Genomic DNA, 23,883 nt, shown 5'->3' on the forward strand with positions numbered 1-23,883 from the left:
AGGGGTGTGGCAAACGATGAAAAGATACAATTACTTAAGTCCGATTTTGCTGATTGTTGTTGCATTGATCGTACGAGGACTGGTGACCAACGTATGTATGTTGTTTGGCTTGTCGCAAGAGGTGTCCAGCAATATTGCGATGCTTGCCATGATTATTGTGGCTTTGATTATGTTCAACCGTATGACAAAAGCCCGGCGTAACAAGTAGATAGGTACGATATGCGATGAGTTAAGTAGATATAAAATAAGTAATTTTGAAAGCCCTTTATTTTATTTAAGGGTGAGGAACATGGAGGACTGGAACAGGTCACCAATACGGTAGATATGATACAAAGACGATGCAGAGATTCTTTTGCCTCGTCTTTTTTGCGTCATATGTGAGAATCTCTTTATACACAAAAAAAACGGCACAAGATATTTCCTATGCCGCTTCACGATTCAGATTTCATTTTTATGTTAGTTCTGCGTGTGAACTAAACTTATGACATTATTCTTGAAAACCATTTGTCTTGGATGGAGAAAGTAGTGTGATTATATTAAGTTCTTTTCTCATGATCTAACCGCCGACGAAATACCAAAGCCGAGACAGCAAATATAATAAAAGATAATGTTGAAGCAGCAGTAACCATCTTCAACACATTTCCTATCGGTGGATTAAACCATAGAGCAACAGAGAAGATTAAAACGGCACCAGTTAAACCCATTCCCAAAATTGAAAATGCTAAAATTTTGTTCATCAAATCACCTCACAGGTAATTGAAACAAGCTACTGCTCCAGCGATACCACCAGCACCAATAACTGCATATGCACCAATACATGCAGCACATATCGGAGCAGTCACTGGTGTCGGTACTGCACACGAACTGCCGCACGCCACCGCAATAATATAAGCTGCCGTACCACCAATACCAAGCACTGCCCCAAGACAACCTGCCACTGCGCCAAAACCATTCGGTTGAATTCCAGAGTTAACCGGTTCTTCTGCAAGCATTTCTTCATCTGTGATATAAGGTCTGTCAGTGTCCACAGATTTAACAACGGATCCATTCAGATACGTCTCAACTCGGAAGTTTCCTGCCTCATTCTTGGTCACCAACATTTCATTTGTCTGTAATACGGTATCGTCCTCATTGAAGAAAACTGTTACGTTACTAGGAAGGCTATACTCCCCATGTACAGGAACTGTGACAACCGTAACCCCACCGCCAACCGTGTACACACTTGATTTTTCCAAATCAAAAGCAGACACAGGGGCAACATTCCTTATCTCACCTTTTTCCACTCCAGATAGTGTTGCATTGATCAATTCCTTGGCTTCATTACCTATAACTACACTAATATTTTGGCTGTTATCCGCTTTTGCTGTAATACTCAAATTTGGAGATAAACTTAAACTGAAAATAGACAAAATCAATAATAATGGCAAAAAGACTTTTTTAGCCTTGGACATAATAAAACCTCCTATTTTATAAAAATTCATAGTAGTATTTCCTTTTCAAGATCGATATCGTCTGTAAGCAAATGCTTAGATACCAGCTCGATCATATATGCAAGTTCAACGGGGGTGCTTTCTCATTTTTCGGTGTAACCAGGAATGTCATAATCGAAAGAAATACTGCTAGCCTGAATCTGATTTCTTCCTCCTGACCTTATGTGGGTCTTAGCCTGACAAGTTGCTCATTAAGTTGAAGTTTAGGGCATACATACGTGGTTGCAATCAATAGAGTCTTCTTAAACATCAATAACATTCACGCTCCTTATAACAGGTTTTAGGATTAACCCTACATATATAGACGCGAAAAAAGGAAAATAGTTTCCTTTTTATCCAATATTTTGTTTAAAAGTTCGAAAAGATCGATTAATTGCCTCTAAAGATAATACATCATAGCAACGAATTTCATATCCTAAGTACGAGAACCCGTCTTAACCGATTGTTATGACTCCGCTCTTCAAGCATGCATCAAAATGAAAAAGTCCCTTTTAGGAACGCAAGCCCGAGCGGAATCCAAAGAATCCCCATTGCAGCAACCAAATTTAAAAGAGGAAGCCTCATATACGAGTATTGACGTTCAATACCTAACGTTTTAGACTGAATGTATAATTTAATAACAAATTAAATAACAAAAATAACAAATGAACTGTAGAAATGATAAGGGAGGAGGCTCACTCATGACGATTAAGGCCGGCAAACAATACGTTTTTCAAGCTGGGCAGCATTTTCAGAGCAGTCATGCATCTACGCTTGCTGTTTTGCCAACTGGTTTAGTTATTGCGGCTTGGTTCGCAGGCTCGTATGAAAAATCCAGCGACACTGCCATTTGGATGGCTGTTCAGGAGCAAGATGGCTTGTGGTCAGCGCCGCGCAAAGTAGCGGATGAAGAAGGCATTGCCCATTGGAACCCGGTGCTGTATGCACATGGGTGCTCACTTGTCCTCTTTTACAAGGTGGGACACGAAATTACAGACTGGCATACGCGCATCATGCGCTCGGAGGATGGCGGGCAGACGTGGACGGCTGCTCGTGAGTTGGTTCCCGGTGATGTGGGGGGCCGTGGTCCGGTGCGCAATAAACCTGTACGACTAGCGGACGGAACGATTTTGGCTCCAGCTTCTATTGAGCGAATGGACACGGAGAATCCGGGCAAGCAGGTGTGGGAAGCTTTTGTTGATATTTCAACCGATGAAGGCATGACATGGACGAAAAGTAAACCTGTGCCGATGAACCTGTCTGTTTATGTGGGGGCGGATCATTGGATTGCGAAAGGGCTGATTCAGCCTACTCTATGGACTTCAAGTGCTAATGATGTACATATGCTGCTTCGCAGTACGGAGGGGAAGATTTTTCGTAGCGACTCGGTGGATGGCGGCAGGACATGGTGTGAAGCTTACCCGACAGAACTGCCAAACAACAATAGCGGAATCGATGTCACACGCCTAGAGAGTGGCTTGCTTGCGCTTGTTTACAATCCCGTGAGCGGATATGCGACAGAGAGTCCCCGGACACCACTGGTGGTTGCTTTTTCGAATGACAATGGTGCGAGCTGGGGAAATGAATGGGTGCTTGAAGATGAGCCGGGCGAGTATTCTTATCCTGCCATCGTATCTCAGGAGCAGAACCTGTACATCTCGTATACGTGGAAAAGAGACCGAGTTGCGTTCTGGAAACTGAACGTTCACACATCGGAATAAAGCAAGGACCGCAGAAACGCTGATCATGCGTTTAATCGGTCCTTTCTGTCGTGGTTACTTGTGAGGAGGTGTTCCTATGAATAGGCACGTCATTAAGAGACAACCGACTTTGGAAGTCATTGCGGTAGACGCAGCAGATGCCCAAGCGGCTGAGCAGGGGGGAGCCGATCGGATCGAGCTGGTATCGGCTATGAGCGAAGGTGGTCTTACGCCCAGTTATGGGCAGATTGAACAGGTTGTATCCAAGGTGTCGATTCCAGTGTATGTCATGATAAGACCCCATAGCCGCTCGTTCTGCTATAGCGTTGATGATCTTCATGCGATAATCCAAGACATACGTGTGGCGAGGGAGCTTGGTGCCGCAGGCATCGTGATTGGAGTTCTCACCAATGAGGGAGAAGTAGATCGCTCCTTTTTACAAACTTGTCTGTTAAGCGCTCAGGGGATGGGAGTTACGTTTCATCGCGCCATCGATTCGAGTGCACATGTGGTGAGAGCACTGGAGAGCATTGGTAGCGTCAATGGAGGGAACGAGGGCAAGGGCAGGTATGAATATGAGAGGGAGATGAAGAACAAGAGTGAGAGTGTTAGTGAAAGTAAGAACAGGAGCAGTAGCAAGAGTAACAGCAAGGACAAGTGTGAGTGTGAGAGCAAGAGCGAGGAGAGTGTCGTTGAGCGTGTACTTACATCGGGAGGGAAACTTACAGCACCTGAGGGTTTGCTCGAACTACAGCAGTTGCAGGAGATAGGACAGACGTTGAATATATCGATTATGGCGGGTTCGGGTATCACGATTGAAGGGATTCCAACCATCGTGAGCCGAACGGGGATTACCGAAATTCATATGGGATCGGGTGTGCGGCACAGAGGGAGTTTTGATCATCCTGTAGATGCTCAGCTTGTCGCTCAGGCCAAAGCAATGTTGATTCGTTCAGTACAAGAGTTGCAGTAATGGTAGCCATTGTGTGGGTGCTGTTAGAAACAGCCAACATAGCGGTAGTTAAAGAAGCGGATGGATAGCTATATCAGTTGGTGTAAAAGAATAGTTCAACTTATATAGAACAAAAAGCAACAAAAGCATAGTGCACTTTTCATATAAGGGAGTGTGGGCCATGAATTCAAAGCTTTCACCAGAATCAGCAGATTGGATTAAAACAGCGGCACAGGTCAGCCCATCCGAGCACCAAATGAGATGGCAGGAGATGGAGTTTTATGCTTTTATCCATTTTACCGTGAACACATTTACAGATCGGGAGTGGGGGACGGGTGAGGAAGACCCGGCAATCTTTAACCCTACTGAACTACATGCAGGGCAATGGGTGGAGGCATGTAAAGATGCAGGCATGAAAGGGTTGATTTTGACATGCAAGCACCATGACGGATTCTGTCTATGGCCCAGCCGTTATACAGATCATACAGTCGCAGCAAGTCCATGGCGAAATGGCTCTGGTGACCTGGTTCGAGAAGTTGCCGATGCTTGTCGTGACGCCGGGTTGAAATTTGGGGTATATCTCTCGCCCTGGGATCGCCATGAAGCATGTTATGGAGATTCGGAGCGGTATAACGCCTTTTTTCTTCATCAACTGCGCGAACTGCTGACGAACTACGGTGACATCTTCTGTGTATGGTTTGATGGAGCTTGTGGCGAAGGGCCCAATGGGAAAAGGCAGATCTATGACTGGTCCGCCTATTATGCGCTCATTCGTGAGCTTCAGCCAGAAGCGGTTATTTCGGTCTGTGGCCCAGATGTGCGCTGGTGTGGCAACGAGGCGGGACATACGCGGGAATCGGAATGGAGCGTTGTGCCGGCGCATATGCAGGATAATGAGAAGATTCAGGAGCAGTCACAGCAGGTGGATGATGGAGCGTTTGCGAGGAAAATTAACACACAGGACCGTGATCTGGGGAGCCGGAGCGTCATCCGTGATTATGCTGATCAGCTGGTGTGGTATCCTGCCGAGGTGAATACCTCGATTCGTCCAGGCTGGTTCTATCATGCGAGTGAAGATGATCAGGTCAAAACGCTGGAGGAACTGCTTTCCGTTTATTATGGTGCCGTGGGCGGCAACGCCTGTTTTTTGCTTAACCTGCCCCCAGACAAGCGTGGTCTGATTCATGAAAATGATGTTCAGCGACTGCGGGAGTTAGGTTCAGCGCTGCGTACCACGTTCAGTGAAGACTTGGCGCAAGGCGCACAGGCGAAGGCTTCGGAGACGATGGACGAAGCACATGATGCTTCACAAGTGCTAAATCCGTATGGAGAGCGCAAACCAAAAGCTTATTGGTGCCCACGCGAAGGAACAGAGCAGGCGTGGATTGAATTGATTTTGCCGGAAGAAAAGACCTTCGACCGTGTGATGCTGATGGAGCACATCCAATCGGGGCAACGGATCGAACGATTCACGCTGGAAGTATGCGGTGAGGATGGTCGGTGGCAGGATATCTATGCCGGAACGGTGGTTGGGTATAAGCGAATTTGCTGTTTTCCAAAAGTGACTGCACGCCGGGTTCGAGTAACCATTCAGGAGTCCAGATGGTTCCCGACGTTATCTAGATTCAGTTTATTTTACAGTGAACGGGAGGACGTGTGAGATGGCGGTACTGACGGCTCGGGGGTCTCAATTTATGCTGGATGGAGAACCTTTTCAAATTCTGTCGGGTGCGATTCATTATTTTCGAGTGGTGCCCGAGTATTGGGAAGATCGGCTGCTGAAGCTGAAGGCCTGCGGGTTTAACACGGTGGAGACCTACGTGCCATGGAACATGCATGAGCCACAGCCGGGGATGTATTGTTTCGAAGGCATGGCGGATGTGGAGCAATTTATTCGACTTGCGGGGAGCTTGGAGTTGCATGTGATCATTCGTCCAAGTCCATACATCTGTGCGGAGTGGGAATTTGGCGGCTTGCCTTCATGGCTGCTTGCAGATGACCATCTGCGGCTTCGTTGCAATGATTCGGCGTTTCTGGCGCATGTGGATCGGTATTACGATGTACTTTTACCCACATTAAAACCTCTTTTGAGCACCTCTGGCGGCCCCGTTATTGCATTGCAGATTGAAAATGAATATGGCAGCTTCGGGAACGATGCGAGTTATCTGCAATATTTGCGAGATGGCATGGTGAGGCGGGGCATGGATGTGCTCCTGTTCACCTCGGATGGGCCAACGGATCATATGCTGCAAGCCGGTTCCGTGCCAGGACACTTGGCAACAGTTAATTTTGGGTCGGGGACAGAGTGGGCGTTTGCCAAGCTGCGTGAATATCAAGCAGAGGAACCGCTTATGTGTATGGAGTTTTGGAATGGCTGGTTCGATCACTGGGGCGAATCTCATCACACTCGGGAAGCAGAAGATGTAGCTAAAGTGCTGGAGGAAATGTTAGAAGCAGGCGCCTCGGTGAATTTCTACATGTTCCATGGCGGTACGAATTTTGCATTTTATAATGGAGCGAACTGTCAGCAAAAGGATCAATACGAACCAACCATTACGAGTTACGACTATGACTCTTTGCTTAGTGAATCGGGAGAACTCACAGCGAAATTTCATGCAGTAAGGGAGGTTATCTCGCGGTATAGCCTTTCTAAAAAACAGGATCATGGCTCTGAGCCGGGAGATTTAGTTTTACCGGAACCTATATGGACGGCCGCTTACGGCAGGATCGAGATGAGGCAACATGCTAGTTTGCTTCAACAACTGAATGCACTGGCTATTCCAATGCACCGTACAAACCCGGAGCCGATGGAGAAGCTGGGGCAGGATTATGGGTTTATCAGCTACCAGACACGGATATCCGGGCCAAGAGAACGACAGGAATTCGTTGTTCAGGAGGTTCGTGATCGGGCAATGGTGTTTGTAGATGGCCTTTTACAGGGAGTACTGGAACGTGGGAATCCCACGGCGACAACGATATCCTTTGAAGTACCCGCGGAAGGCACGGAGTTGCTCATTCTCGTTGAGAATATGGGGCGAATCAATTATGGTCCGTACCTGAGAGATCCGAAGGGAATTACGGAGGGTGTGCGGCATGGATTTCAGTTTTTATACGATTGGACGATTCATTGTTTGCCGATGACCGATCTTTCGGGTTTATCTTTTGCTGTGCTGTCTGAGCTTGAGAGTAGCGTAAGAACAGTAACAGAGGAGCCATTTTTTTATCGAGGAAGTCTTCATATTGAAGATGTGTTGGATATAAAGGATACTTTCCTTCGTCTGGACGGCTGGACAAAAGGAGTTGCATATGTAAACGGATTCAATCTGGGGCGCTACTGGAATAAAGGCCCGCAACAGACGTTGTATGTCCCTGCGCCTCTTCTCCGTCTAGGGGAGAACGAGATCATCATATTTGAGCTTCATGGGACGGCAGATGCCGCCGTCATGTTCGTGGATCAGCCGGATTTGGGCTAGAAAAGGAAAATCGGTGAGCCATGCGATTATTGGCAATTGCTCTATGGACTGGAACAAGGTATACGTTGGGTATGGACACCCATCACAGGAGAGGGAGAGGATGAGGAAGATGAAAGTTGGACTCAGCACATACAGTTTGCAGCAAGCGTTGGATCGTAAGGAGCTGACTGTGCCGGATGCCGTTCGGTGGATTGCGGAGCAGGGCGGGCAGCATGTGGAGATTGTACCGATGGGCTTCAGTTTGATCGATAATCCAGCGTTAATTGAGGAAATCAAAGCTACGGCTCGGGAGGTTGGTGTCGACATCTCGAATTATGCCATTGGAGCAAACTTTGCGGTTCAGGAGAATGCCGAGACTTTGGAAGAAGAAATTCAGAGTGTTATGCGCCACGTGGATGTCGCCGCTGCCCTGGGTGTGAAGCTGATGCGCCACGATGTGGCTTTCCGGCCTGCACCGGAGGGGACTGTAGCACAGTTTGAAGCCGACCTGCCTGTGCTGGTCAAAGCCTGTCAGCGAATTGCCGAATATGCCGCAGGCTTTGGCATTACAACAAGTGTGGAGAACCACGGATATTATGTGCAATCGAGCGAGCGGATTCAGCGGCTGTTACATGAGACGGGTCGGGAAAATTTCAAAACGACACTGGACATCGGCAATTTCCTCTGTGTGGATGAAGATCCGGTGAGTGCGGTGAAAAATAACATTGCTCACGCGTCTATCGTTCACGCCAAAGACTTCTACTGGCGTCCTTCCACCCGGAATCCCGGCGAAGGCTGGTTCCAGACTTCCCATGGCAATTATCTGCGTGGTGCTATCGTGGGCCATGGTGATATCGACATGCCTGAGGTGTTCCGTGTGATGAAGCAGTCCGGTTACGAGGGATATATCTCGGTTGAATTCGAAGGCATGGAGGATTGCCGAACCGCCTCGCGCATTGCAATGGATAACGTGCGACGTTTGTGGGATGAGGCGTGAAACCGTGTCGGTATGTGTCTTGCTATGATATGGGATCGCTATGCTATCCCGTGTCGATTGGTTTAGTGCTGTGAGGTGCAGGTGTAGTGTAATGAGTCTTCTACAGGAGAGTTTAGTAAGAAAGTAGGCTGTATGAAAGAAGACGTCGTTATCCGTTCTCTCTCAGATGAAATACATTGAAATGTGATCAGTATTAATGATTCAAGGTCGTGCGATTTTTCTATAAAAAAGCTGGCTCTGCCGAGCTAAACGGTATTCTTTTTCATTTTTAACACTGGAGGGGTAGTGAAATGTCTAAATTAAAAGTCGCTGTCATCGGCGCCGGTTCAATATCCGATTGTCACCTGCAAGCATATGCCAGCAATCCGGAAGTGGAGATTTATGCGATCTGTGATCTGAACGAAACCCGTGCAACCGATGTGGCGAAGCAGTATGGAGCAACCCATGTGTTTACGGACTATAAAGACTTGCTAGCTCTGCCGGAAATTCATTCGGTCAGTATCTGTACCTGGAATGATTCGCACGCCGAAATCAGTATTGCGGCGCTGGATGCAGGCAAAAACGTGCTGTGCGAGAAACCCCTCTGCCAGACTGTGGAGGATGCATTAGAGGTAGAAAAAGCCGTTCATCGCAGTGGTAAGCTGCTACAAGTAGGCTTTGTTCGCCGCTATAGTGACAATGCTCAGATTTTGAAAAAATTCATCGACGAGGGTGAACTTGGCGAAATCTATTATGCCAAAGCCTCCAGTCTGCGCCGTCTTGGCAACCCTGGTGGCTGGTTTGCGGATAAAAGTCGCTCCGGCGGCGGCCCGTTAATTGATATCGGCGTACATGTTATCGACATTTGCTGGTACCTGATGGGTAGACCGAAGGTGAAATCCGTTTCCGCTAACGTCTCCAATCGTCTCGGCAACCGAGCGAACATTCGCAATCTTTCGTTCTATAAGGCTGCCGATTACGATGCAGAACAGAACACCGTGGAGGATATGGCGAATGCATTGATCCGTTTTGAAAACGGAGCAAGCCTGCTGGTCGATGTCAGCTTCACTCTGCATGCAAAGGCTGATGAAACAGCAGTTAAGCTGTATGGCGACAAAGGCGGAGCCGAGCTGGAGCCCGAGATTTCAATTGTTGGCGAGAAGTTCGATACCATTCTGAACATGACACCGCAGGTCGATTTCAAATCCTTTGACTTCATGGGCTCGTTCCGCAATGAAATCAACCACTTTATCGATAGCACGCAGGGCCGAAAAGAAACCCTTAGCCCCGTCGAGGACGGTGTGGAAGTCATGAAAATGCTATGCGCTATCTACGAATCCGCGCGCGAGGGCAAGGAGATCACGTTGTAAAAATTCCATTTACACGTGAACGGAGTGCTCAAGTGTAAATCTGTCAGTGCTTTTAAGTTTGTTGTTCTACCCAAAATGGAGGGAGCAGGTACCCCGACGTAACCAGTTACCCCATCGACGAGGTGAAACCGTCTTTGGACGTTGTATCAGCATTTATTTACACGAAAACGGAGAGGTCAGAAATAAGCCGAAGAAGCGAAGCGTGCGCCTTTATCCCCGGATTTCCCCATCAGGAAAATAGTCCAAAGAAATCCGGGGGTAACAGCGCTCGGAGGATTGTTCTGACCGCGGAGTGGCCTAGTGTAAATTTTAACTCGTTACAACGTCAGAAATTTCAACTAAAGGAGATGCTTTATTTTGACTCAAACCAATTCCCCCCTGCCAGAGCAGGAAGAGCACATCGTTGAAGCAGGCGTACACAACTTTAGTAAAGAGGATGAGTGGGTAAAGCCGGATGATCCACTGCTACTAGAGCGGCTGGAGTGGTTCAAAGATCAGAAGCTCGGTTTGATGATGCACTGGGGGCCGTACTCGCAGCTCGGCTTGGTGGAATCATGGGCGTTGAGTGATGAGGATGGCGACTGGTCACGGGATGATGTGGACTGGACGGACGATATGGAGGACTTCAAGCGTGAATATTTTGACCTGAACAAAACCTTCAATCCGATCCGGTTCCAGCCCGAGGAATGGGCACAGATGGCCGCCGACAACGGCTTCAAATACTTCCTGTTTACGACCAAGCACCACGACGGTTTCTGCATGTGGGATACCAAAACAACCGATTACCGGATTACGGGCAAGGATACGCCGTTCCACAAGCACAAATATGCCGATATCTGCCGTACGCTATTTGACGCCTTTCGAGCGAAAGGGCTCGGTATCTCTGCGTATTTCTCCAAAGCAGACTGGCACACCCCTTATTACTGGGCACCGGGCATGGAGCGTGGACGGCATATGTGGCGCGGGCCCTCTTATGATCCACACAAGTATCCATGGATGTGGGAAAAGTTTGTGGAGTTCACCCATGAGCAGATCATGGAACTGCTGACGAACTACGGACGAATCGAGTGTCTGTGGCTTGATGCAGGCTGGGTACGTGAAGGCCGCCACGGTCAGGATATTCGGCTTGGCGAAGTGGTCGAGCGGGCGAGAAAGAGCACGCAGCCTTGGCTTCTGTCCGCAGATCGCACCGTAGGCGGGCCGTATGAAAACATCGTCACCCCGGAGCAGACAATCCCGGAGCATCCGATGAATATCCCGTGGGAGAGCTGCATTACCGTCGGGCATTCGTTTGCTTTTGGCTTCGATGATCAATATAAATCGGGACGGCAGCTTGCACACATTTTGCTCGAGGTGGTATCTAAAGGAGGTAACTTGGCACTGAATGTCGGGCCGCAGCCGGACGGACGTCTACCCAAAGGGGCTATTCGAGGCATCCAGGGCCTGGGCGAATGGCTGAACACACACGGCGAGGGCATTTATGGCACCCGTATTTGCGCACCGTATTACACGAAGGAGTGGGCATTCACACAGAAAGAAGACATCCACACCGTCTATGCCTTCCGCATGTATCGCAACGAGAGCGAGACCCCGGAAGAGCGACTGATCATTCCTTATGTGGAAAAGGTGGAGCGTATTGAACTCATCGGTACGAATGACGTACTTTCGTTTCAGCAGACCGAAGAAGGGCTGCTCGTGGAGTTGCCACGATCCGCTACAAGCAACCAAGCACCGATCACTCATACATTTAGATTGATCACCAAATCATAAAAATGCATGTCAATTCCGGGGGAGATATCAGGGCCTCCGGAATTTTATTTTTGTACATATAAACATACAGAACCCCACAGAACATGGCTTTAAACACTTGCTGCACAAGGGTTTTTGGAATAAAGAGAGGTCAGAGAAAATTGCAAATTGATCAAAAAGACCTCGGCAAGGTACTATCAAATTAAGAAAGCGCTACCTGATATGATTGTTAACATTGATTAGATTAAGGGTAGCGGATTAGCATCAAAAACGAACGTTAAAGGGTTGTAAATGTAATGTATTATTACACTTGAGGCTGAGAAGGAGTGACGCAAATGAGTCGAGGTACAGATAGCATACCTGCGGACATAGAGCTGCAGCAATTACGTCAGACAGCGCCCAAGAAGCAGCATCCGTTTATCAAAAGCTTCAAAAAGCACTGGGAGCTGTACCTGCTTGTGCTACCTCCGGTGTTGTATCTATTGATCTTCAAATACATCCCGATGGTGGGTGTGCAGATTGCCTTTAAAGATTTCAGCGTAGTCAAAGGCATCTGGGGTAGCCCATGGGTGGGGCTCAAACATTTTGAAGCCTTCTTTAATTCCCCGAACTTCTGGCTACTGATCAAGAACACCATTGGCATCAGTTTCTATTCCCTCATTGCAGGTTTCCCTATACCGATCTTGCTCGCCTTGGCACTGAACGAGATTCGAACGGGTTATTTTAAAAAGACCGTACAGATGGTCACGTATGCACCGCATTTTATCTCCACCGTTGTCATGGTATCCATCATCATTCTAATGCTCTCGCCACATGTAGGCGTCGTAGACAAGTTATTTACCTGGTTGGGTTTCCCGATGACTAACTTTATGGGGATTCCCGAATATTTCAAATCAATCTATGTCTGGTCCGGGGTATGGCAGGGCATGGGGTATTCCTCCATTATCTACATCGCGGCCTTGGCGGGAGTTGATCCATCCCTGTACGAAGCGGCCAAGATGGATGGCGCCTCAAGGTTGCGGAAAATCTGGCACATCGACCTTCCCACCCTTGTTCCGGTGACCGTAATCATGTTGATTCTAAGTCTGGGTAGCATTATGGGCGTTGGCTTCGAAAAAATATACCTGATGCAGAATCCGCTGAATACAAGTGCTTCGGAGGTCATCTCCACGTACGTGTACAAGGTCGGTCTGATCGGAGCGAATTTCAGCTTCTCCGCGGCTGTCGGATTCTTTAACTCCATCATTAACCTGATTCTGCTGGTCATCGTCAATAGCATTTCACGCAAAGTATCCGAGAACAGCTTGTGGTAAAGGAGGAGCATGTCCATGTTTAATCTGATCAATCGGAACCGAATCAAAGATCCCATTGGCGACCGTATTTTCATGACCATCAACTATATCTTTCTGATTGCCATTCTGTTAACGGTGTTCTACCCGCTCTTGTACATTGTCAGTTCCTCATTCAGCTCGTCACGTGCCGTAACATCCGGCCAGGTGTGGCTGTTCCCGGTTGATTTCAACATCAAGGCATACATCTCCATTTTCAAAAGCCAGCAGCTCATGCTCGGGTTTTACAACACGATCATCTACACCGTGGTTGGTACGTTCATAAACGTCGCTCTGACGGTTATGCTAGCCTACCCGCTCTCCCGTAAGTCGTTCTATGGACGGGGAGCGATCATTATTTTCATGATGATTACGATGTTTTTTGACGGGGGTCTGATTCCGACCTACCTGCTGATGAAAGACCTGCATCTGCTGGATACCCGCTGGGCGATGTGGCTGCCCGGAGCGCTTGCCGTGTTCCAGGTCATCGTTGCTCGCACCTTCTTCCAGTCGTCGATCCCCGAGGAGCTTGGTGAAGCTGCCGAGATGGACGGGTGCCGGGATATTCGCTACCTGATCAGCGTGGTGCTGCCGCTCTCCAAACCGATTTTGGCGGTCATGACGCTGATGTACGCAGTAGGCCACTGGAATGCATACTTTGATGCACTCATTTACCTCCGTTCAGAGAAACTGTTCCCATTACAATATGTGCTTCGCAACTTGTTAATTCTGAATGCGGCTGACCCGGCCATGCTTGCGAATACAAGCCAGCAGATGCGAGATCAAGGGTTCGAGCAGGTGCTGAAATATGCGCTGATTGTGGTCGCAAGTATTCCGATTCTGATTATGTATCCTTTTGTGCAAAAACACTTCGTCAAAGGGGTTATGGTCGGTTCACTTAAAGGATAGATGGTAGCCGGTTTATGAAAGGAGGTGGGGGCACACGCCGGCTATATCAACCCAACAGCTTAACCAAAGGTTTGTCGTTATGAATAAAAAGGAGGAGTCAGCTTGAGAAAATCCTGGATTTCAATTTTGTGTCTGATCTTAGCTTCGATAACGATATTATCTGCATGCAGTTCATCTGAAAAAGCGGGTACAGGTAGCGAGGGGAGCGGCGAGAGCGGCGGCCCGGTGACGATGACTTTTTTTGCCCCACAAGGTAAAGCACCGATGGAAGACAATGAATTCACCAAGTTTATCGAAAAAAAGTTCAATGTGACCTTGAAATGGGATCTGGCCCCGACAGACGCTTTGCAGGATCGCAGACAATTGCTGCTAGCCAGCGGGGATTATCCTGAAGTGTTCCTGCACGGCAAATTCACCACTTCGGATCTTCAAACCTATGGTAAACAAGGCGTGTTCCTCCCGCTTCAAGACCTGATCAAGCAATACGGCCCGAACCTCACCAAAGTGATGGAAGAGAAGCCTTATTTTAAGGATGCCATAACGGCACCGGACGGTAACATCTATGCATTGCCTATTTTTAATGAATGTTACCACTGTACGTATGCGCAGAAGTATTGGATCAACCAAGAGTGGCTGGATAAGGTGGGGCTGAAAATGCCAACGACGACGGATGAACTGTATACCGTTCTGAAGGCGTTCAAAACCCAAGACCCGAACGGTAACGGCAAAGCCGATGAGATTCCGCTCACAGGTGCACCGAACAAATATGTGTGGAACGGCAACATCGATGCCTATCTGATGAACAGCTTCATATACAACGATAACGATAAATACCTGATCGTGAACGATGGCAAGGTGAGTTTTGCCGCCAACCAGGAGGGATGGAAGAAAGGGCTGGAGTACATGCACAAGCTGTACGCGGATGGCCTGATCGACCCGGCTTCCTTCACACAGAATGACCAGGCGATTGGTCAACTGGGGAACAAAGAAGGAGATGAAGTGGTTGGCTCTATTACAACAGCGCTGGTCAGTTATCTGGTGAACACATATGACAAAAAAATTACCCGTCACCAGCACTGGGAGATTGTGCCCCCACTCAAAGGACCGGATGGTGTGCAGACGACTGGGGCAACGCAAAGTGTAGGTGAATTCGAATTTGCCATCACCAACAAAGCGACCGAAGCACAACAGATCGCAGCGATCAAAATTGTAGATTACATGTTCAGTGAAGAGGGTGCACTCTATGCAGAGTACGGCCCAACGGAAGGAAAGGGCTGGAAAAAAGCAGGCCCGGATGAGAAAAACATCAACGGCGAACCTGCCAAATACAGCTATTACAACCTGCCTGAACGTGATCCCAACGTGGTTGTGAACGAGAGCTGGTCACAGATCGGTGCGCATGATTTGTCCAATACGTTCCGTAATCTGTTTGCAGAGGGTCAAGATCCACTGTCTGCTGAAGGATACGGTACAAGGCTTGCTCAAGCGACGAAAGTATATGCACCGTACGCTCCAAAAGAAGTATATCCAGCCAACGTATTTATTCGTCCAGAAGATACCGAGACAGCAGCTCAACTGACCACCGCGATCAAAGATTATGTGCAGACGAATATGGCTCAGTTCATCATTGGCAGCAAGAGCATTGATAAGGACTGGGATTCATACGTCAAAGGTTTTGATGGACTTGGATTAAGCAATTATCTGGATATTTATCAGCGTGCAATTGAGAAAAAGTAAATCTAATACAGACTGTCCCGCCTGTCACCCGTGACCGGGGCAGTCTTCTCCTATGACAACCCCACGTCATTCGATATAATGAACGCATAATTATGAAAACTTTGTGAACAGAGGCAAGGTGCAAGTGGTTTGTCGTCATGCAACATGAAATGGATTGGTGGGGGGCGCGGAGATGAACAACAATTGGTTCAGACGTTTGCTGTTATCGTATTTGCCTATTTTTTTTATTGTGACGACGATTTTATTTTTTATTTTCTTTCAGGTATTTAATGAGCAGAACCGGAGAGAAGCGCTCAAGGCTAATGAATTTTTGGCTTCACAGGTGACACAGTATCTGGATAACTCTTTGCGGTCCATTGATTTCAAAGTACTGCGCGAGATTTTGACCAACTCGAATCTGAAAAATTATTTCTCGGTATCTGGCAGCGAGGATGTCTATGCCGGCATTCAGGCCGTTAAGGTCATCGATGAATTGAAGATAGAATATCCGCTGATCGACTCGGTCTACCTGGTCAGGTACAGCGATAACACCGTTTTTAGCAATGGCAAGGCCGTTCCGATCAACGAATTCCCGGATGCAGCCTTTATTGCAGACAGCCGGACGAAGGATGAGCAGAAGTGGGTCGGCGCACGATCATTCAAGGCGTTTCCTTCCCAATCGGCGGAGCAGGTCATTACGATTGTGCGAAATGTCGGGAACGGCAGAGGTCTTGTAGTGACCAACGTTGAGTTGAATACGCTGCAAAAGTCCATTATGCAGATGTACGACCCTGAATTTACGTTTGTGAACATCTATAACCGATCCGGGGGAAGTCTCTGGCATGGTAGTAAGCCTGATGCTGAGATGCTTGCTTCCAAGCCAGCTTCCGCTTCGGGAGAGGTTTTCTCTGAATTCACATCCAGCTATAGTGGCTGGAAGGTGCAGACGGGGCTAAATAACGGGAAAATCATCAAGTTTACGTTGCAATTTTATAATATCTGGTTTATTTTCGCGGTCGCTGTTGTACTGATCGGGGTTGTGTGGGTCGTCTATGTGACGCGTAGAAACTATAAACCGATCCAGCAGATTGTTACCCTGATTCAGACGGTCTCCTCACAGAAACCGTCTGCACTGAACTATGGCAAGGAGAATGAATTCCGTTTCATTCATACCACGCTGGAGCGCATGATCGACCAGACGAAGCAATATCAGGAGGAGCATGAAGAGAATCTGATTTTGCAAAAGAAGGTCTTCTTTCAGGAACTGCTGGAAGGTACGCGGGATTACACATGTCATGAGTTATCTGCGGAGATGAGCAAGTTCAAGCTACCGGCATTAGAGCATCGCTGGGCGGTGATGGTGGTGGAGATGGATCGATACGACGTGTTTGTGGATGAGTATCATCAGCAGGATCAAGCTCTCCTGAAATTTGTGCTGTCGAGCATTTTGCAGGAAAGTGCAAGGCAAGAAGGAACCGAGGTATGGGCAGAGTGGGTCTCGAGTCAGCGATTGTATGCCATCCTCTGGTTGCCTGAGACGGAACGGTCCGAAGAGACAGAGCAACGCTTGCTCAGTGGTTATCTGGATCAGGTGGGTCAGTATTTGAACTTTACCGTCACGATTGGTGTGGGCCGGGTTGCTGTGGATATTCGCGGGCTTCGAGCTTCGCTTAAAGAGGCTGTGCACGCGCTGGAGTACAAGGCGGTTCTGGGCACCAATCGGATCATACCGTGCGGAGATGTACCGAGTTCGACGAATGACGTGTATGAGTTTCTTAAGACCATCTCCTTGCTCGTGCAGGCAATGCGGCTATCAGACGATGTTTGGGAACAGCACTTCGAACGGCTGTTTAAGCAGATTCGTCAGTCTGTTCTGTCTCGTCAGGAGATTATGAACACGGTTCAGCTGTTGTTCCAGCATTATAATCGTGAGTTTGCCGAGCTTCCGCGTGAATATCAGGAGTCATGGGCAGCGATATTTACGCCATTGTTACCACGGCTAGAAGGTTGGGAGACGCTGGATGATCTGCGCGAGCTTTGCTTGGAAGGGTTCCGTGAGTTGGCGAAGCAGATGGAGACACTGCAATGCTCTCGTAAACATCGGTCACATATTCTGGAGATTCGCAAATATATCGAAGAGCATTACAACAATCCCGATCTGTCGCTGAATTACCTTAGTGATCTGTTCGATATCAATCCGAAGTATCTGAGCAAGCTTTTCAAAGATGAGATCGGGGAGAAATTCGTGGATCTGCTCATCAGTCACCGGATCGAAAAAGCAAAACAGCTCATGCAACAGACGGACAAAGCCATTCAGGAGATCAGTGAGGAAGTGGGATATACCAATTACAATTCCTTCAATCGTGCTTTTAAAAATGTGGTCGGCATGGCTCCAAGTGACTATCGCAAGGCGATGTAAGCTCCACGTATGACCAACTCACAGGCAGGAGGAGAATGTGCACATGCAAACGCAAACGGGCTACAAAGATGCATCACTTCCCATTCAGGAGCGGGTACGGGATCTGCTCGAACGAATGACTACCGCAGAGAAGATCGGACAGTTGATCCAACCTATGGGGTGGAAAACGTACAAGAAAACGGCAGACGGTACGGTACAGGTAACCGAAGAGTTCGAGGCGGACATGGCGGAGGGTGGTGTCGGCTCGTTGTATGGTGTACTCAGGGCTGATCCATGGACAGAAGTTACTTTGGATACAGGACTGACGCCGCGGCAAGGAGCAGTAGCCACGAATGTGATTCAGCAATATGCCATAGAACATTCCCGGTTAGGCATTCCGATTCTGTTCGGAGAAGAATGTTCCCACGGCCATATGGCCATTGGTGCAACGGTCTTTCCTGTGCCGTTAACGGTAGGTAGCACATGGAATACCGATCTATATCGCAGGATGTGCGAGGCGATCGCTGTGGAAACTCGGAGTCAGGGCGGCGCAGCTACGTATTCTCCAGTGCTGGATGTTGTACGTGACCCGAGATGGGGACGAACGGAGGAATGTTTTGCCGAAGATGCTTATCTCATCGGAAAGTTTGCCGTAGAAGCCATCTATGGATTGCAGGGAGAGCGTCTTAATTCAGACCGGACGGTGATAGCGACACTTAAACATTTTGCAGCGTACGGCAGTTCAGAGGGAGGACGCAATGCGGCGCCAGTGCATATGGGGATGCGTGAGTTGCATGAAATTGACCTGCTACCGTTCAAACAAGCAGTAGAAGCCGGGGCCTGCTCGGTCATGACGGCCTATAATGAGATCGATGGTGTGCCTTGTACGTCCAGTACGTACCTGCTTCATGATCTTTTGCGGGAAGAATGGGGTTTTGACGGATTTGTCATTACTGATTTTGGGGCGATCCAGATGCTGGTGAACGGACACAACACGGCAGAGAATGGAGAGCAGGCTGTGACACAGTCCCTTCGGGCAGGTGTAGATATGGAGATGTCCGGATTCATGTACCGCAAACATCTGGCACAAGCGCTCGAACAGGGTTTACTGGAAGAGAAGGAGCTGGATGTGGCGGTACGACGCGTGTTGGAGATGAAATTCAAGCTTGGTTTGTTTGAGCGGCCTTATGTTGATCCTGATTTTGCAGAAAAGGTTATCGGGTGTGAGGAACATGTTCGGCTCGCACGGGAGGTGGCACAAGAGGGAATCGTCCTGTTGAAAAATGAAGGCCATGTGCTTCCGCTTGCTACTCAGGGAGCCAAATTGGCTGTGATCGGGCCGAACGCCAACCATATCTATAACCAGCTTGGAGATTATACCTCTCCGCAGCCAAGAGACCAGATTGTGACGGTGCTGGATGGTATCACGCGCAAACTCGGTGGGACGGATTCTGCTCAGGTGCTGTATGCACCCGGATGTCGGATTAAGGGGGATTCGAGAGAAGGTTTTGCGCAGGCGCTGGCATGTGCGGAGCAGGCCGATGTCATCGTTATGGTGATGGGTGGATCGAGTGCGCGTGATTTTGGCGAAGGTACAATTGATCTGCGAACAGGGGCATCCGTGGTAACCGACGATCCGTGGAATGACATGGAGTGCGGGGAAGGCATAGACCGTTCTTCGTTGAACCTGATGGGTGTGCAGCTAGAACTGGTGCAGGAAATACATAAGCTGGGGAAGCCGGTCGTTGTGGTGTATATTAACGGGCGCCCTATTGCCGAACCGTGGATCGACGAGCACATTCCAGCCATTCTGGAAGCATGGTATCCGGGGCAGGAAGGAGGCAATGCCATCGCCGATGTACTGTTTGGGGATGTGAATCCATCGGGACGACTGACCGTATCCATTCCCAAACATGAAGGTCAGCTTCCCGTGTACTATCATGCGAAACGGACGCGCGGCAAACGGTATTTGGAGATGGATCTAACGCCGCAATATGCTTTCGGACATGGGCTTAGCTACACGGACTTCAAGTACGACAATGTTCGAGTGACACCGGAAGTGATTGGACCGGACGAGGAGGCACAGGTGCAGGTCGAAGTGACGAATGTGGGTGCTGTGGCAGGCAAAGAGGTCGTGCAGCTGTACATTAGCGATGTGACGGCTTCCGTTACCCGGGCTGAAATTGCCCTGAAGGGTTTTAGCAAAATCCATCTGGAGCCAGGAGAGACCCGAACGGTAACGTTTCCAGTGCAAAAAGAACATCTCGCACTGATCGACTCCCGTCTCCAGTCTGTGGTGGAACCGGGTGAATTCAAGCTGATGGTTGGACGCAGCTCTGTGGACTGGACGGCTTGCAGTCTGCATGTACAACAGGTGGAGGTGAAGGTATGATCCGAATGCAGCGGTTTATCGAAGATTTGAAGCAGAAGCAGTGGCTGGAAGTCGTTGAGCTTCCCGAGTGGCAGATGCAGCGAGCCCGATATATTCGGCCGGGAGAATACGAGTATGAGCAGGGATATGCACATGAGCAGGGATATGCGTATGGTCAGGATCGAGCATCTGAACAGGAAGGGCACGAGGTAATCCAGCATTCCCTTAATCCCTTAAACAGCACACACGGAACGACGTATTTTCTGAGCAAAAGAGTGCAGATTCCTGAGACGTGGCAGGGTGAGGCTATCGGATTCATTTTTGAAGCGGGTGGGGAAGGGTTGATGAAGGTCAACGGTGTTCCGTATCACGGGCTCGATCGCAATCATACCTTCGTACCTCTTCCAAGAGAACGTGTGGGAATCTCGCCACAGCTGGAGATCGAGCTGTATGACCCTATCCCTGAACCGCATGATCCCTTGAATCGGCAAGCGGTAATTCAGCCCCCGATTCAGGGGATACGAGCGGCGCTGGTGCATGTGAATCAACCGTTGCAGAGCCTGATGTACAGCATAATGGTACTTTCAGAATCGCTGCAGGCTTTACCGGAGAAGGATTTGAAACGCACAACACTGGTTCGGTCTGTCCATCAGGTGATGGATGAGATGTACCATGATCCGGGACGCTGGCAGGATGGTGTATGGCTGCATGAGCTGGAGCAGAGAATCGTCCAGACCGTGGAGCGGCAAGATCCGGAGCAGCATCGAAGCGGGTTTATGCATCTGGTTGGACAGTCTCATATTGATGTGGCTTGGCTCTGGCCTGTGCGGGAAACCGTGCGCAAATCGAGCCGAACGTTCTCTACGATGTGTACGCTTATGGACACATACCCGGATTTTGTGTACTCCCAGAGCCAGCCTCAACTATATGCTTTTGTTAAGGAGCATTATCCCGAGCTGTATGAAAGGGTGAAGGCACGAATTGCCGAAGGGCGCTGGGAACTGGTCGGTGGCATGTGGGTGGAGCCGGATCTGAATATCCCAAGTGGCGAGTCCCTGGTGCGGCAGATTTTGTACGGACAGCAGTTCTATCAGTCGGAGTTTGGCAAACGTTCGAACATTGAATGGCTGCCGGATACGTTTGGATATTGTGCTTCACTGCCTCAGATTCTGAGGCTTGCCGACATTCCTTATTTTATGACGACCAAACTAAACTGGAATGATACGAATGTGTTCCCGTATGATCTGTTCGACTGGGTGGGGATTGACGGTACCTCCGTGCTGTCTTACCTGAATCATGGTGTAAACGAACATACACGTCCCAAAGATGTGCATGAACACTGGCAGTCCTACAAGCAAAAAGACGTTCATGCAGAGCAGATGTTGCTTTATGGACACGGCGATGGTGGCGGCGGTGTGACGAACGAAATGGTGGAGTTTGCGGAGCGTTCTCACCTGATGGCAGGGCAGCCGATCAGTCAATTCAGCACGGCGAGCGCCTTTTTTGAAGGGATTGCAGCGAGTAAGCCAACACTGCCGAAGTGGCATGGTGATCTGTATCTGGAGCTGCATCGCGGCACATATACAACCCATGCGCGGAATAAACGCAGCAACCGCAAGGCCGAGGTGCTCTATCGCGAAGCAGAAATCTGGAGCCAGTGGGATCAGAATCGCGTCCGTATGTTGGATCGCAAGGAAGTGCTTGATGAAGGCTGGAAGCTGATCATGTTGAATCAGTTCCATGATATTATTCCAGGTACGTCGATTCCCGAAGTGTATGTAACTTCTGCTGAGGAGTATACGAAGGTGTTTGCGCTTGGTGACGACGTGCTACAGGTGTCACTCGATGCGCTCACGGATAACATTGCAACAAATGAAGTATCAGGTAAGCCTTACGTTATATTCAATAGTCTCGGCTGGGAACGGAGTGAAGTAATCTGTATCGCAGGGAATACGGATTGGGATGTCTTGGCGGCGTATGATCGGTATGGGAATCGTTTGATTAGCGAGGTTGAGAAGTGTGAAGATGGGGTTAGCCTGCATGTTCTTGTTCCTTCGATTCCTGCCTTCGGGTATATCACCATATGGTTGCGCGAGACAGAAGAAGTAGAACGATATTCAAAAGAAGAAATAGCGGTAACTGTAGAACAGGGAGCGGATAGCGCATTAGGAGCAACAGGTGAGGGCGACATTCCAGTAGGGAAAAAAACAACAAATGCAGATCTAGAAGTGAGTTCAGCGATCCAAAAGACAGCTAAGCTTGAGCAGATACCTGCATGTTGGGAAACCGAGTTCTATTTGCTCGAATTCAACGACTTGGGTGAGATCACAAGATGGTATGACAAGACGGTAGAGCGTGAATGGTTGAGGCCGGGCGATCGAGCAAATGAGTGGCAGTTTTTCCACGACAAACCGACGTACTGGGATGCATGGGATATAGACCCAAGATTTGAATCTCAGCGGGCGAGTGCTGTGCAGCTGATCTCCAGAGAGATTGTTCAGCGCGGCCCTGTGCAGGATGTACTGCGTTTCCGCTGGAAGCTGAATGAATCCGAGATTAGCCAGGATGTAATTTTGTTTCATCATCAGCGGCGTGTTGATTTTAAAACTCGGGTAGACTGGAATGAAAGTCACAAGCTGCTCAAGGTGGCGTTCCCAGCAGATTTGGTGGCGGCTAAAGCAACCTATGAGATTCCGTTTGGTGCCTTAGAGCGGGCAACGCATAACAATACAAGTTGGGAACGGGCGCAGTTTGAGGTGTGCGGGCATCGCTGGGCTGATCTCTCGGAGGGCAATAGTGGTATCAGTTTGTTGAACGATTGCAAGTATGGCTACGACATTAAGGATCGCACGATTCGTCTTTCACTTTTGCGAGCACCAAAATGGCCTGATGTACATGCCGATCAAGGACAGCATGCATTCACATATTCGGTACTGCCACATGCAGGAGACTGGCGTCAGGCAAATGTGGTGCAACGTGCGATGGAACTGAATCATCCGGTCCAGGTGATTGCACCCACACCACATGGAGGCACAAAACCCTCGGAACACAGCTGGGTTCAGTTCCATAGTGAACATGTCATTTTGGATACGATTAAGGTGTCGGAGGACGGAGCAGGAACGGTACTGCGTTTCTATGAATCGATTGGAGGCCGGGAAACGGTACAGGTGCGGTGGAATGAACGAAACGTGAGTGCTTCGATCATTAATCTGCTGGAAGATGAGCTTGCGCCACTCACTTGCGAGGGTGGAGCTTTTGAACTGACGTTTAAACCCTATGAAATCAAGTCGGTAAAACTTGTGCCATCAAGTTGATACGATATAAGTTGAACTATTCATTTACACTATAACGGAGAGGAAAGAAAAAACCTGAAAAAGCGAAGCGCTCGCCTTTATCACCGGATTTTCCCCTTTGGAAAAGGGAATCAAAAAAATCTGGGGATAACAGCGATTGGAAGGTTATTCTGTCATCGGAGTGTTCCGTGTAAAAAACC

The 23,883-nt window shown here is 48.8% G+C and carries 16 protein-coding genes; 14 read left to right on the forward strand and 2 right to left on the reverse strand.

The window, feature by feature from the left end; genetic code table 11:
* Window positions 1–16 precede the first annotated feature (16 nt).
* A complete protein-coding gene (locus H7T88_RS21010) occupies window positions 17–208 on the forward strand; it encodes a hypothetical protein (protein ID WP_090924244.1) in 192 nt (63 codons plus the stop codon).
* Between the two features lie 328 nt (window positions 209–536).
* Here H7T88_RS21010 and H7T88_RS21015 read toward each other — a convergent pair whose 3' ends face one another.
* Entirely contained in the window at window positions 537–737 is a 201-nt protein-coding gene (locus H7T88_RS21015) for a hypothetical protein (RefSeq protein WP_221790134.1), read from the reverse strand.
* Window positions 738–746: 9 nt separating this feature from the next.
* Entirely contained in the window at window positions 747–1,451 is a 705-nt protein-coding gene (locus tag H7T88_RS21020; RefSeq protein ID WP_221790135.1) for a hypothetical protein, read from the reverse strand.
* Between the two features lie 719 nt (window positions 1,452–2,170).
* Here H7T88_RS21020 and H7T88_RS21025 point away from each other — a divergent pair.
* From H7T88_RS21025 to H7T88_RS21085, 13 genes are all read left to right on the forward strand, one after another.
* On the forward strand, window positions 2,171–3,190 hold the full coding sequence (locus H7T88_RS21025) for a sialidase family protein (protein ID WP_221790136.1): 1,020 nt from the start codon (window positions 2,171–2,173) through the stop codon (window positions 3,188–3,190).
* A gap of 76 nt (window positions 3,191–3,266) precedes the next feature.
* Window positions 3,267–4,142: a copper homeostasis protein CutC gene (locus H7T88_RS21030; RefSeq protein ID WP_221790137.1), complete on the forward strand. Its 876-nt coding sequence runs from the start codon at window positions 3,267–3,269 to the stop codon at window positions 4,140–4,142.
* A gap of 160 nt (window positions 4,143–4,302) precedes the next feature.
* Window positions 4,303–5,781 (forward strand): alpha-L-fucosidase, encoded by a 1,479-nt coding sequence (locus H7T88_RS21035; protein ID WP_221790138.1) that lies wholly within the window; start codon window positions 4,303–4,305, stop codon window positions 5,779–5,781.
* 1 nt (window position 5,782) lies between these two features.
* Window positions 5,783–7,594, forward strand: a complete 1,812-nt coding sequence (locus H7T88_RS21040) for a glycoside hydrolase family 35 protein (RefSeq protein WP_221790139.1) — start codon at window positions 5,783–5,785, stop codon at window positions 7,592–7,594.
* Between the two features lie 109 nt (window positions 7,595–7,703).
* Window positions 7,704–8,570: a sugar phosphate isomerase/epimerase family protein gene (locus tag H7T88_RS21045; protein ID WP_221790191.1), complete on the forward strand. Its 867-nt coding sequence runs from the start codon at window positions 7,704–7,706 to the stop codon at window positions 8,568–8,570.
* Window positions 8,571–8,860: 290 nt separating this feature from the next.
* Entirely contained in the window at window positions 8,861–9,919 is a 1,059-nt protein-coding gene (locus H7T88_RS21050) for a Gfo/Idh/MocA family protein (RefSeq protein ID WP_221790140.1), read from the forward strand.
* A 357-nt stretch (window positions 9,920–10,276) separates the two neighbouring features.
* On the forward strand, window positions 10,277–11,689 hold the full coding sequence (locus H7T88_RS21055) for an alpha-L-fucosidase (protein ID WP_221790141.1): 1,413 nt from the start codon (window positions 10,277–10,279) through the stop codon (window positions 11,687–11,689).
* Window positions 11,690–12,003: 314 nt separating this feature from the next.
* On the forward strand, window positions 12,004–12,981 hold the full coding sequence (locus tag H7T88_RS21060; protein WP_221790144.1) for an ABC transporter permease: 978 nt from the start codon (window positions 12,004–12,006) through the stop codon (window positions 12,979–12,981).
* A 15-nt stretch (window positions 12,982–12,996) separates the two neighbouring features.
* Window positions 12,997–13,905 carry a carbohydrate ABC transporter permease gene (locus H7T88_RS21065; RefSeq protein ID WP_090924237.1) on the forward strand — a complete coding sequence of 303 codons (909 nt, stop codon included), beginning with the start codon at window positions 12,997–12,999 and terminating at the stop codon, window positions 13,903–13,905.
* 102 nt (window positions 13,906–14,007) lie between these two features.
* Window positions 14,008–15,642, forward strand: coding sequence for a type 2 periplasmic-binding domain-containing protein (locus tag H7T88_RS21070; RefSeq protein WP_090924236.1), 1,635 nt, complete (start codon window positions 14,008–14,010; stop codon window positions 15,640–15,642).
* A 172-nt stretch (window positions 15,643–15,814) separates the two neighbouring features.
* On the forward strand, window positions 15,815–18,040 hold the full coding sequence (locus H7T88_RS21075) for a helix-turn-helix domain-containing protein (RefSeq protein WP_221790147.1): 2,226 nt from the start codon (window positions 15,815–15,817) through the stop codon (window positions 18,038–18,040).
* 43 nt (window positions 18,041–18,083) lie between these two features.
* Window positions 18,084–20,411, forward strand: coding sequence for a glycoside hydrolase family 3 N-terminal domain-containing protein (locus H7T88_RS21080; protein WP_221790148.1), 2,328 nt, complete (start codon window positions 18,084–18,086; stop codon window positions 20,409–20,411).
* The gene (locus H7T88_RS21085; RefSeq protein ID WP_221790149.1) at window positions 20,408–23,704 is read left to right on the forward strand and encodes an alpha-mannosidase; all 3,297 of its coding nucleotides are present in this window, start codon (window positions 20,408–20,410) and stop codon (window positions 23,702–23,704) included. The genes H7T88_RS21080 and H7T88_RS21085 overlap by 4 nt, the downstream gene beginning before the upstream one ends.
* Window positions 23,705–23,883 lie beyond the last annotated feature (179 nt).

Origin of the sequence: Paenibacillus cucumis (ex Kampfer et al. 2016), assembly GCF_019748695.1 — a bacterium.
GTDB lineage: Bacteria > Bacillota > Bacilli > Paenibacillales > Paenibacillaceae > Paenibacillus > Paenibacillus polysaccharolyticus.